This is a genomic window from Ruegeria sp. CDSB029 (genome assembly GCF_059611125.1).
In genome coordinates, this window is the sequence record NZ_JBXWOX010000008.1 from 206,024 (window position 1) to 218,199 (window position 12,176).

Genomic DNA, 12,176 nt, shown 5'->3' on the forward strand with positions numbered 1-12,176 from the left:
GTGTTACACGCCAACGGCGAATCGCCTACCTAACGATTCGTGCGTCTCTTTTGTTAGCGTAAGCTTAACACGCGACAAACGCATTGCACACTTTGGCGTGAGGTTATCCTGCAAGTTCGGCGCGATTTAGCGCACAATGTGACCAAAGTTCGTCCATCGCATGGATCAGTCGGTTCATTTCACCCGGTCCGTGGACCGGTGACGGGGTAAAACGCAGGCGTTCCGTACCACGCGGCACAGTCGGGAAGTTGATGGGCTGGACGTAGATCCCATGGTCATCCAACAGCTTATCGCTAAGGATCTTGGTGTGCACCGGATTGCCAACGATCACCGGTACAATGTGGCTGCCGTGATCAATCAGCGGCAGACCCATCCCTTTCAGTCGCAGCTTGAGCACCTTGGCCTGAGTCTGGTGCTGCTCGCGCAATTCCGACGCACCCTTCAGATAGGCGACAGATGCGGCAGCACCTGCGGCAACGGCCGGCGGCAACGATGTCGTGAAGATGAAACCCGGCGCGTAAGAACGCACAGCGTCACACATTTTCTCACTGGCGGCGATATAGCCCCCCATCACACCATAGGCCTTGGCCAATGTTCCGTTGATGATGTCGATACGATGCGCCAAGCGATCACGTTCGGTCACGCCACCACCACGGGGACCGTACATGCCAACCGCGTGCACCTCGTCGATATAGGTCAGCGCGCCAAATTCTTCGGCCAGGTCGCAGATCTCTTCGATCGGGCCAAAATCGCCGTCCATCGAATAGACCGACTCGAAAGCGATCAGTTTGGGTGTCGCAGGATCGTCGGCCTCAAGCAGCTCGCGCAGATGCGCGACGTCGTTGTGACGGAAGATTCGCTTGTCGCCGCCATTGCGGCGCACGCCTTCAATCATCGAGGCATGGTTCAGCGCGTCAGAATAAATGATCAGGCCGGGGAACAGCTTGGGCAACGTGCTGAGCGTCGCGTCATTGGCGATATACGCGCTGGTGAACAGCAACGCCGCTTCTTTGCCGTGCAAATCCGCCAACTCAGCTTCAAGTTGCTTGTGATAGACAGTGGTGCCCGAAATGTTGCGCGTTCCGCCGGAACCTGCACCGGCAGCATCAACGGCATCATGCATAGCATTCAGAACAACCGGGTTCTGGCCCATACCCAGATAGTCGTTTCCACACCACACCGTGATATTCTGCTGCGAGCCGTCCGGACGCGTCCGTACAGCATGCGGGAAATGACCGTTCTGGCGTTCGATATCAATAAAGGTCCGGTAACGACCTTCGTCATGCAGCCTGGCAATCGCTGAATCGAGCTGAGCAGTATAGTCCACCGGTTTCTCCTTCTGTGCCCGGCATTGACCTGCTGGTTGCCGAACCCGTTACTCCCCCAGATGACCATACATTCTGTCTCTGCGGTTTGCTTCCCCTTGAATGCCTTGAGTAGCGGCATTGTCGGAGTCGCGACATTGATTTGCATCAATTATCCCTGATCTTGCCACGGGACAAGTAAAGTTACGGCCATCAGACGCGAGGAAACGACGCAGGCGTTCCAAAGTCACATGTCCCGTTTCCGATAGTATACCCCAAATCCTGCCGATACGCACTGGACGGCGCCGCCGGTGCTGTTAGGTTCCGCAGCAGTTCACGCCATTCAGGAGAAGCTCATGTCGCTAGACGCTGTTCTGAGCAGGATCGACACCGATCTGTCCACGTCCATCGACCGATTGATGGAATTTCTGCGCATCCCGTCGATCTCAACCGACCCAGCCTATAAAGAGCAGGTCGATCAGGCCGCCGACTGGCTGGTCGCCGACCTGCAAAGCATAGGCATTGCGGCCGAAAAACGCGAAACCCCCGGCCACCCGATGGTCGTTGGCCATGTGGGCGAGAACAACGACGGCCCTCACGTTCTGTTTTACGGTCACTATGACGTGCAACCCGTTGATCCGCTGGAGCTTTGGAACCGCGACCCGTTTGACCCAGCCTTGGAAGAAACCGAAAACGGACAGGTGATCCGCGGTCGCGGCTCGTCGGATGACAAGGGCCAGTTGATGACCTTTGTTGAGGCCTGCCGCGCATGGAAGGCGATCCACGGCACCCTGCCCTGCCGCATCACGTTCTTCTTCGAAGGAGAAGAGGAATCCGGATCACCTTCATTGGTACCGTTCCTCGAAGCCAATAGGGACGAATTGAAGGCCGATCTTGCGCTGGTTTGTGACACCTCAATGGTTTCGCGCGGCGTGCCATCCATCGCCTCGCAACTGCGCGGCATGCTTAAGGATGAGTTCACCATCGTCGGTCCGCGCATCGATCTGCATTCCGGTCATTACGGTGGCCCTGGTCTGAATCCGCTGCGTGAGCTGTCGAAGATCGTCGCCTCGTTCTATGACGACGAAACCGGCCGCGTGGCCGTTGACGGGTTTTACGAAGGTGTACACGAAGTGCCCGCTGAGCAGCTCCGCCAGTGGGAAAATTGCGGGTTTGATGAGGCGGAATACCTGAACTCTGTCGGTTACTCGCAACCGCATGGAGAAAAGGGCTATTCCACACTGGAACAGCAATGGGCACGTCCAACGCTGGAAGTGAACGGTTTGTGGGGCGGCTATAACGGTGCAGGATCGAAAACCGTGATCCCGTCCGAAGCGCACTGCAAGATCACCTGCCGCTTGGTTGGGGATATGAACCCTGACAGCCTGCGCGACAAAATCCGCAAACACGTCGAAGACCGCCTTTCACCCGACGCAAAAGTCGTCTGGGACAGCGACCTCGAAGGGGCTCCGGCATCGGTGATGAACCTTGATCGCCCCGAATTCGAGGCCGCGCGCGGCGCACTATCAGATGAATGGAACCGCGAAGCTGTCTTTACCGGCATGGGCGGTTCGATCCCGGTGGTTGGCTATTTTGATTCGGTTCTGGGATTGGATTCGATGCTGGTTGGCTACGCCAATGACGACGACGCCATCCACTCACCGAACGAAAAGTATGACGTGAAAAGTTTCCACAAGGGCATTCGCTCGTGGGCGCGCATACTGGACGCATTGAATACATAAGATACTTACGAGGCTCTGCCTCGCGCTCCGGGATATTTAAAGGCCAGATGAATGAAGGATCCTTGCTTCATCTGGCCAAATATATCCCGGGGGATTCGCCCGGTACGGGCGACGGGGGCCGAGCCCCCATTCTTACATGTGGATCACGCGCCCGTAGGCATCCAACACGCTTTCGTGCATCATTTCCGACAGAGTCGGGTGTGGGAAGACAGTGTTCATCAGGTCTTCCTCAGTAGTCTCCAATTGCCGTCCCACTACGTAGCCTTGAATCAACTCAGTAACTTCCGCGCCGATCATGTGTGCGCCCAGTAGTTCACCTGTCTTGGCGTCGAAAATCGTTTTGATCAGGCCCTCGGGTTCACCCAGCGCGATGGCTTTGCCGTTGCCAATGAACGGGAACTTGCCGACCTTGATGTCATAGCCAAGCTCTTTCGCCTTGGCTTCGGTGTACCCCACCGATGCGACCTGAGGCTGACAATAGGTGCAGCCGGCGATGCTTTCGGGTTTCACTGGATGAGCGTGTTTACCGGCAATCAATTCAGCGACCATAACACCTTCATGGCTGGCTTTGTGCGCCAGCCAGGGCGCGCCTGCGATGTCACCAATGGCAAAAAGGCCATCAACACCTGTGCGGCAGAATTCATCCGTGACGACATGGGTACGGTCAATCTTAACGCCCAAGGCCTCGAGCCCAAGATTTTCGACGTTACCGACAATCCCCACGGCAGAGATCACTGTGTCAAAGTCGTGCTTTTCAACCTTGCCCTTAACCTCAATATGCGCGGTGACCTTACCCTTGGCGCGGTCCAGTTGCTTGACCATCGCCTTTTCCATGATGGTCATGCCCTGTTTGGTAAAGGCCTTCTTGGCCAGCGCGCTGATTTCTGCGTCCTCGACCGGCAGAACCCGGTCCATAACCTCGACCACGGTCGTGTCTGCGCCCAACGTATTATAGAAGCTGGCGAATTCGATTCCGATTGCGCCAGACCCGATCACCAACAGCTTTTTTGGCATCCGCGGCGGCTGGAGTGCGTGCTTGTAGGTCCATACCAGATCGCCATCCGCTTCCAATCCGGGCAGTTCCCGCGCCCGTGCACCGGTGGCCAGAACGATGTTCTTGGCGGTCAGTTCCTCGGTGCCCTTGTCGGTTTTAACGGTGACCTTGCCTTTAGCAGGGATCGTGGCCGCACCCATGAAAACGGTCACTTTGTTCTTTTTCAACAGATGGCCAATGCCACCCGACAGCTGCGCCGCAACGCCGCGCGAACGCTTGACGACCGCATCCAGATCAAAACCGATCTTGTCAGCGCTCAGGCCGAAATCCTTGGCCCGCTCCATCAGATGGAACACTTCGGAGGTTCGCAGCAGCGCCTTGGTCGGGATACAGCCCCAGTTCAGGCAGATACCGCCCAAATGCTCGCGTTCGACCACGGCGGTTTTCAGGCCCAGTTGCGCGGCACGGATAGCGGCCACATAGCCACCGGGACCGGCGCCAATTACGATCAGATCAAAAGATTGTGCTGCCATGTTTCCCTCTCGGCGCAGGTCGATTCAGAAATTAGTTTACCATTAAACTAATTTTAAGAACGCATCAACATATTGCTCCCGCGACAAAACGGACGCAGGGTAAACCGGCGCGGAATGCGCAATTTTCAGCCTATACCGCGCGCGAACCTATGGCTAGAAGATACGCACCTGACCTGCCCGGACTTTGTGAAACCCAAGTCATTCGAAAGGCTTACCATGGCCAAAACGCTTAAAGATCTGTTGCTTGCACTGTTGAATGCGACGCTTATCCTGATTGCACTATGCCTGTTTCTGGGGTGGAAGCTGGCTTCTACAGTTGACGACATTACCGTCAAGTTTGCTGAGAAGGTCCAGATCGTAGCGCCGCTGAAGGAAGACGTACAAGGGATACGCGGTGAACTGACGGCATTACGCAGCGACCTGTCATCCCTTCAGCTTAGCGGAACGGCAGCCGACAGCGCGACCGCCCGAAAACTGTCTGAGGCTTTGGAAAAGCTAAATGGTTTGGAGAATAACCTGCAAGCTGCGCAGGCGAGAATAGCCGAGTTGACCGAGGCCCCGGACCAGTTAATCAACACTGCAATTGAAAACTCGGCCGACATTGTTGCCGACCGGATCATTGCAATCCGAGGCTGCGTGCCGGCGTCCTAGCCGGCTGTCTGCAGCTCGCGCACAGTCGCGCCATATCCGCCCATGTCGACATAGGCGGCCTCGTGCTCGGTCATGGGCCGCGAGAGAGCGTCGTTGCGGTATGGGAACCGACCGAACTTGCGGATCACTTCGCGATGTGCCCTTGCGTGCAACAGATTGCCGTCGTCGCCATCGGTCATGTTTTGACACATCAGGCGCACACAGCGTTCCTGGTCACACAGGTTTTCCGAATGCATCAATGGAAGATAGAAGAACTGGCGGGCCGGTTCGTCGATCTTCATATCCCACCCTTTGTCCACCGCGCATTTCGCTGCTGACAACGCTGCACGGTCTGAGGCGAAGGCCTCAGCGCTTCCTCGGAACATGTTGCGTGGGAACTGATCCATCAGGATGATGTACGCCAATGCACCGCTGGGATAGGTCAGCCAAAGAGAGAACTTGCCTTCATTCGCAGCCTCCCATGTGGTCAGGAACCTGTCGCGGATTTCTGCATCCAATGCGTCATCCTGCAGATACCAACCCTTGGGACCAACCTCATCTAACCAAAAACTCAGTACATCTTCAGGACTTGCCATGCCCTTAACTCCGTCGTGTTTCCCCCCCAAGGGACTTAAATTCATTTAAGTGTGTTTTACAGAATTGTAACAGTAAATTATTGCAACACTTGCGACATAAATTCGTGTTCTAGGCAACATCTTGCGTTTCCTGCTCGGCTTCTGCGGCCTCGATGGCCACTTCCTGCGCCAATTCCATCACAACCGGAGACGCCGTTGGATAGAGCGGCGACATGGTGCCCGTTTCGTCGACCGGGATCGCCGCGCGCTGGGTCATACGGTAGAGCGCATAGCCGGCCATAACGACCAGCAGGATAGCGATGAAAAGGAAAAAGCCCGGAGGACCAAAGACCGCATCCCCCATGAGCCAACCGGTGATCAACGGGCCCGCGATGGCCCCCATGCCGTTGATAAACAAGAGACCCCCTGACGCTGCGGCCATGTCTTCGTGTTCCAGAAAGTCATTCGCGTGCGCGATCAGCAATGAGTAAAGCGGGTTCGACATACCGCCGATCACAAAGGCCGCGCCCAGCAGGATCGGAAACGTCACCCCGAACACCAAGCCCACAACTGCCGCGCAGCTGCCGACCCCTGCAACAAGCATGATTAGGAAACGGCGATCCATGCGGTCGGACATCCATCCCAATGGATACTGCAAGACCAGGGCACCGATATAGAATGCGGCAATAAAAGTCGAAATCTCAACCAGTGTCAGGCCCGCGCGGGCACCGTATACCGACGCCATCCCGAACTGTGCAGAGAAAACGCCACCCAGAAGAAACATGCCAACACAGCCCAATGGCGAATATCCGAACAATTCGCGCAAAGTCATCGGTTTGGTTGTGTCAAACGCAGGTGTCGGTGAGATCGACAAGAGAATGGGCGCAAAAGAGACCGAAACCAGAATGGAGGCGATTACAAAGGTGTCGAACCCGGCCGGGTCGCCCAACAGAACCAATCCTTGTGCGCTGATGATGCCTGTCATCTGGAAGATCATGTAAAGAGACAGCGCCTGGCCGCGATTTTCGTTGCTGGCAGCATTGTTGAGCCAGCTTTCCGCAGTGACGTACACTCCGGAGAAACAGAACCCGATCACGACACGGCCCAGAATCCAGATAACCGGGTCGGTCATCAACGGGTACATGATCATCACGGCAGAAATGAACGATGCCAGCGCTGCGAAGACACGCACATGTCCGACACGCCGGATCATTTCGGGTGCAAGGCGTGATCCACCAAGGAAACCGACGAAATAGGCCGACATGACGAATGACATCTGAAGGGTCGAAAACCCCTCGATCTCGCCCCGGACACCCAGAATTGTCCCCTGAAGGCCGTTTCCGACCATTAACAGGCCCATACCAAGCAATAGCGCCCATGCGCTGGAAAGGACCTGTATCATTGGGGCCTCCGAAAAATTCCGACCTAGACTGTGACACCGTTTTGCAATCAAAAACGGCTTTGGTCATGCTTGTCTACGACATTGAAAAGATTCGATCCCGACAACACGTCCCTTACGGGATCAAAAGCGACGCATCGCCGTAAGAGAAGAACCGGTATTTCTGTTCAATCGCATGCGCGTACACCTTCCGCATTCGCTCCTGCCCCATCAGGGCCGACACCAGCATCAACAAGGTGGATTTCGGCAGGTGGAAATTGGTCATCAACGCGTCGGTCACGTGGAACTGAAAGCCGGGGTAAATGAAGATATCGGTCTCACCTTCCCATGGTTCGATCTGGCCTGACCGGCTGGCGCTTTCGATCAGCCGTAACGCCGTTGTGCCCACCGGGATGACCCTGCACCCTGCGGCTTTGGTCTCGCGGATTTCTTGCGCGGCGGCGGCGCTGACATTGCCCCATTCAGCGTGCATCTTGTGGGTCGTCACGTCCTCAACCTTGACCGGCAGAAACGTTCCCGCGCCCACATGCAGCGTGACATGAGTGACTGCGACACCGCGCGCGCCCAGCTCCCGCATCAACGCCTCATCAAAATGCAGCGACGCCGTCGGGGCGGCAACTGCACCGGAATTGCGGGCCCAGATTGTCTGGTAATCCGTCTTGTCCTGCTCATCCGCAGGCCGCTTGGCGGCGATGTAGGGCGGCAGAGGCATTGCACCGGCCTGTTCCAACGCAGCATCAAAATCATCGCCCGACAGATTGAACCGCAGATAGGCTTGCCCGTCCTCAACCCGCTCCAGCGTGGCGCTCAGATGATCCGAGAACTGAATGTCTTCGCCCAGCTTCACTTTCTTCAGCGGTTTGATCAGGGCCGCCCATGTGCCATCAGCCTGCGGGTCCAGCAAAGTCGCCTCGATTGCGGCAGACACCGGTCCTTGTGCACTGTTGCGATGGCGCCGTCCGTTCAGGCGCGCAGGGATGACGCGCGTGTCGTTCAGCACCAAACGGTCGCCGGGCTGCAGCCAGTCGGGCAGATCAAAGACATGCGCATCCGAGATCACGTCACCATCGGCCACCAACAGGCGCGCGGATGAGCGCGGGCTGGCAGGACGTGTGGCAATCCGGTCTTCGGGCAGATGGAAGTCAAAATCGCTGAGTTTCATAGCCGCGCCATACAATTCCGCATCGGAATCAGCAACAGCCCATCCGGGTCAATTGTCCCGGGGCGGAGAACCAAAGGTCTTTTTGGGTTCATCCGGCTTTCTCGGCAGCGCATTGGGGCCATCTGATACAGTCGGGGCCGGTGCGCGCAGTAAATTTCGTAGGAACAGTGGCGCAAGGCCAGACAGCGGGTTTACGGAAACTTTTGGCTTCGTAAGCGGCCCGGTCAGGCTGTAGTTGAACCCGATGACCCCCTCGCCTTTTTTCGTAAACACACTTCCGATCGCGTTCACCAGATAGATCGGAGAAATTGCGCCACGCAGGTTTAGCATGCCCGCAACCGTGTCGATCGTGCCGTCAAAGGACAAGCCGATGGACGGGCCAACGGCGCTTCCACTGAGGACTTTGATTTCGGTCGGAGTGATCCGCATGCGGCTATCGATGGTCGCGAAAAAAATTCCCTGCCCGGTCATCTCGTCCAAAAGACCAACAAGACTGATCGCGTCTAACAGTGCGGCCATTGCCGGTGCATCGGTAATGCGTGTGTTTAGTATCTTGAGGATCACATCATAATTCCCCGGCGCGCTGACCGGTTCCAATTGCAAGTCCAAACTGCCGCCACGCGCCTGGGTGATAACACCAGCTGACCGTAGGACGGCCCCTGCGTCCTTCGACTTTATGTTCACGGCGCTACCGCTGTCGCGCGGGCTCATCTGACCGCTGACCGCCGTGCCGCCGTTAACATTGGCCGTAAAGGTGCCGTTCACCCCGCCTGTGGTTTGAAACGCGCCCCGGAACCCGGTCAGTGCAATGTCTTCGGTCACCTGCAGGCGGTCCAACAGAACATCGATCCTTGGACCGGGGCCTGACCCTCCTCCGCCACCGCCCTCGCCGAAGGTTGCGCGACCCAGATTCATGACACCGCCCTGAACGACGATATTGGGAACCGGACCGCCGGTGTTGATCAGTTCGGCCGGCACCGCCAGCCAGTTGCCCAGATCAAACGAACTGAACCGTATCCGGTCAAAGGCACCCCCGTCCCGGAAGAAGATCGAGGCTTTAGTGCGCAGCCCCGCGACATCAAGCGTCAGATCATCCACTTTGGGCTTTTCACCCAGCGTGGCGTCCAGTGTCATCTTTCCGGTCGCCCCCGTCCCTTTGCGCCAGCCAAGTTCAGGAATCGCCATTCCGACCCCGGCGAGGTCCGAGGTCGCAGAGAGTGTGACCGGTTCATCCGCGCCAATTCCAACGGTGATATCCGCTGTGCCTTTTCCAGTCAGCATGCCCGGCGGCAGCGGCACCTTCAGCTCGTTCATCAGCGACGGCGAGAGTTCGATCTGGCCCGTCAGTTCGCTGCGTTGCGGCCCATCCCCGCCAATGGGCTGACGCCACGCAACCTGCATCGGCACCTGGCCGAACAAGCCATAGCCGTCGATCTCTACCTCTGTCTGATTGCCGGACAGGTTTAATCGATCGGTGCTGACCGAATAGCCAGGTACAAGCTTGTCGCTTTGCACATTGTCGATTTCGCCGGTGTAATGGAACTCGGTGTCCTGAAATTTAAGCCCCTTTTTCAGCGGCAATGACAAGGTGCCTGACAAGCTTACGTCACCAGCCGCCAGATCGACCGGCAAGTTGGCTTTGCTCATCAGGCTTAGTGGTGGTCGGTCCAGCAGCGACAGGGCGGCCTCGACGCTGCCGCGCGCCTCGATCCGTGCAATCGCAGGCGTTCCGCCCTTGGCAGTTGTATCCGGGATAATGAACGAGGTTCCCGAGGCATCCACCGCGCCACCTTGATCGGCGATGACAACCCCTTTTTCAGCCGTGACGGTAAAGCGGTCTTTCAACAGGCTAAGCCGGCCCTGCCCGTCCTGGATCAGCGGCAAGGTCTTGGCAAACCTGATCTTGGCCTCATCGAACCCAAGGCCCAGATAGAGGTCCGGCTTACTTCCAGGATGCAAGCGCAGTGAAAATTCCACATCCGAAAACTGCCCCTCGTACAGGTTTTCCGACACCCATTTCCGTGGGTTCGGCGCCAGTCTTTCGGGCCAGTATCGCAACAGGTTCTCGGACCCCATCTTGTCCAATTGCGCATCAAACGCGGCATCCCAACCGTCCGGCTGGCCGATCAAACTGCCCGTTGCGTGCAACTCGTGTAGGGCATCGGTGATAGTCAACTGCCCCAGCTGCAGTTCGAACGGAGCAAGCTTGAGTTGAAAATCCAAGTCCGCCCGCGCCGTTTCCAGCGATTCCGGGAACAGACCACCGGGGTAGATATCGATACTGTTCAGCGTCAGCTGTGACGTCAGGCTTTCAAGAACACCATTTTCGACCCCGCTCAAATAGGCTTTGCCTTCGGCCTGCACGGCACCCACATCGGACACGACCGAAGCCTCGTTGAATTCCAGAACATGACGCCCGGGATCATAGGTAAAATAGGCGCGCGCGGATTCGAATCCGATCGGGCGCGTCTCGGGCCTGGGTTGCAGGACGCCCTCGCCCAGGTTCAATGTCGCAAAAAGCGGACCCAGCGCGGCCTGCCCATCTACACTGCCCCTTAACGCGCCAGAAATCGGAGCATTGAGCACCTGCAACCATGCCAGTGCAACGCTCTGGGTGGCAATGTCTTCCGAGGGAAGATCGGTGATCGAAACCCCAAAACTCGCCTGAGGGGTACCAAGCACGCTGGTATAGTTCGCCTCGATCGTGCTGGCGTAATCGCGCCCGGTCAGAACCGAAAACCCGGTCGCCAGCCGCATTTCATTCCCGTCCCGGATGATCGAGATATGCCCGCCGTCAAACACCCAGGCCCGCCCCAGCCGCAGATCCTGATAGTCCAGCGTCAACGATTCCAGATCGACCGCCCGCAAACCTGACAGAAACGGGGACAGGAACACATCATCCGATTCCTCGATAAGCTGTGCCAGCGTCGGGGCCTTTTGCACCGGGGCACTGCCCGACCCCACTGTCAGCGACAGCGCACCGTCCTCACCACGGGTCAAAGCAATCTGCGCACCCAGCATAGTGATCCGCCGCGGTCTGATCTTGCCGCGCAGCAATTCACGCATCGACAGGCGTGTCCGCAAATCCGAAATCTGAACGATCTGACGCCCCGCCGCATCGCTGATGGTCACATCCGTCAATCGGATACGCGGGCGCCACTTTTCGTTTACGATAAAGCTGGCGTCCCCAAAGGTGAATTTAAGACCGCCAAGGCTGCGTTCCAGACGCGCTTCTACTTTCTGTGTGACCCATTCCGGCGCGTGCAGCTGTTTTCCGATCAAAAAGAACCAGCCCGCTCCGACCAGCAGGCACATTAAAAACAAGGTTCCGATGCTCCAGCGCGCGGCGATACGACGGCGTGACCGGCGGCGGACAGGCGTCTCGGGCCGGTCGCCACTTGCGTCTTCGTGCTGAGCCAATTTTTTATCCAAGTCTTTCAACCCGCTCGCGTCGCCCTATTATGCCGGGCAGCACTTAAAATCCTTTAGCGGAGTTTCCAATGCCCGACGTAACAGACATCGCCCCTGATTTCACATTACCCCGCGACGGCGGCGGCGAAGTGACCCTATCGGACCTGCGCGGCGGTGCCGTCGTTCTGTTTTTCTACCCCCGCGATGATACGCCGGGCTGCACCAAGGAATCCATCGGTTTCTCGGAACAACTTCAGGCCTTTGGTGATGCGGGGGCTCAAGTTTTTGGCATCTCGCGGGATAGTGTTGCCAAGCACGACAAGTTTGTTGCCAAACACAGCCTGACGACTCTGAGCCTCCCCCACTGAACTGGTCCACCGTTATGTTTAGGAAACGGAGGACCACGAATGGCAAACAAGAGACCGA

Annotated in this window: 8 protein-coding genes and 1 pseudogene; 3 read left to right on the plus strand and 6 right to left on the minus strand. The window is 57.3% G+C overall.

The window, feature by feature from the left end:
* Window positions 1–103: 103 nt before the first annotated feature.
* Window positions 104–1,327: a 5-aminolevulinate synthase gene (gene hemA, locus AC2FI8_RS12290; protein ID WP_496779281.1), complete on the minus strand. Its 1,224-nt coding sequence runs from the start codon at window positions 1,325–1,327 to the stop codon at window positions 104–106.
* Between the two features lie 333 nt (window positions 1,328–1,660).
* Between hemA and AC2FI8_RS12295 the strand changes: the two genes are divergently transcribed.
* A complete protein-coding gene (locus AC2FI8_RS12295; protein ID WP_496779283.1) occupies window positions 1,661–3,046 on the plus strand; it encodes a dipeptidase in 1,386 nt (461 codons plus the stop codon).
* 132 nt (window positions 3,047–3,178) lie between these two features.
* Here AC2FI8_RS12295 and lpdA read toward each other — a convergent pair whose 3' ends face one another.
* Window positions 3,179–4,573, minus strand: coding sequence for a dihydrolipoyl dehydrogenase (gene lpdA, locus AC2FI8_RS12300; RefSeq protein ID WP_496779285.1), 1,395 nt, complete (start codon window positions 4,571–4,573; stop codon window positions 3,179–3,181).
* A gap of 216 nt (window positions 4,574–4,789) precedes the next feature.
* Between lpdA and AC2FI8_RS12305 the strand changes: the two genes are divergently transcribed.
* On the plus strand, window positions 4,790–5,224 hold the full coding sequence (locus AC2FI8_RS12305; RefSeq protein ID WP_496767001.1) for a hypothetical protein: 435 nt from the start codon (window positions 4,790–4,792) through the stop codon (window positions 5,222–5,224).
* Here the strand turns inward: AC2FI8_RS12305 and AC2FI8_RS12310 are convergent.
* The 4 genes from AC2FI8_RS12310 to AC2FI8_RS12325 all read right to left on the minus strand — a co-directional run bounded on the left by AC2FI8_RS12310 (window position 5,221) and on the right by AC2FI8_RS12325 (window position 11,759).
* Complete coding sequence (locus AC2FI8_RS12310) at window positions 5,221–5,799, minus strand: DUF924 family protein (protein WP_496767000.1); 579 nt, start codon at window positions 5,797–5,799, stop codon at window positions 5,221–5,223. The two genes, AC2FI8_RS12305 and AC2FI8_RS12310, sit on opposite strands and share 4 nt — an antisense overlap.
* 109 nt (window positions 5,800–5,908) lie before the next feature.
* Window positions 5,909–7,180: an MFS transporter gene (locus AC2FI8_RS12315; protein ID WP_058273985.1), complete on the minus strand. Its 1,272-nt coding sequence runs from the start codon at window positions 7,178–7,180 to the stop codon at window positions 5,909–5,911.
* Window positions 7,181–7,292: 112 nt separating this feature from the next.
* Window positions 7,293–8,339: a tRNA preQ1(34) S-adenosylmethionine ribosyltransferase-isomerase QueA gene (queA, locus tag AC2FI8_RS12320; RefSeq protein WP_496779288.1), complete on the minus strand. Its 1,047-nt coding sequence runs from the start codon at window positions 8,337–8,339 to the stop codon at window positions 7,293–7,295.
* Between the two features lie 48 nt (window positions 8,340–8,387).
* Entirely contained in the window at window positions 8,388–11,759 is a 3,372-nt protein-coding gene (locus AC2FI8_RS12325; RefSeq protein ID WP_496779289.1) for a YhdP family protein, read from the minus strand.
* Between the two features lie 80 nt (window positions 11,760–11,839).
* Between AC2FI8_RS12325 and AC2FI8_RS12330 the strand changes: the two are divergent.
* Window positions 11,840–12,100 (plus strand): annotated as a pseudogene (locus AC2FI8_RS12330) (peroxiredoxin); the annotation flags it as partial.
* Window positions 12,101–12,176: the final 76 nt, after the last annotated feature.

What these genes read in the sequence shown, in the direction of transcription:
- AC2FI8_RS12295 (WP_496779283.1), top strand. Translation starts at nt 1,661, where the DNA reads ATGTCGCTAGACGCTGTTCTGAGCAGGATCGACACCGATCTGTCCACG.
- lpdA (WP_496779285.1), bottom strand. Translation starts at nt 4,573, where the DNA reads ATGGCAGCACAATCTTTTGATCTGATCGTAATTGGCGCCGGTCCCGGT.
- AC2FI8_RS12305 (WP_496767001.1), top strand. Translation starts at nt 4,790, where the DNA reads ATGGCCAAAACGCTTAAAGATCTGTTGCTTGCACTGTTGAATGCGACG.
- AC2FI8_RS12310 (WP_496767000.1), bottom strand. Translation starts at nt 5,799, where the DNA reads ATGGCAAGTCCTGAAGATGTACTGAGTTTTTGGTTAGATGAGGTTGGT.
- AC2FI8_RS12315 (WP_058273985.1), bottom strand. Translation starts at nt 7,180, where the DNA reads ATGATACAGGTCCTTTCCAGCGCATGGGCGCTATTGCTTGGTATGGGC.
- queA (WP_496779288.1), bottom strand. Translation starts at nt 8,339, where the DNA reads ATGAAACTCAGCGATTTTGACTTCCATCTGCCCGAAGACCGGATTGCC.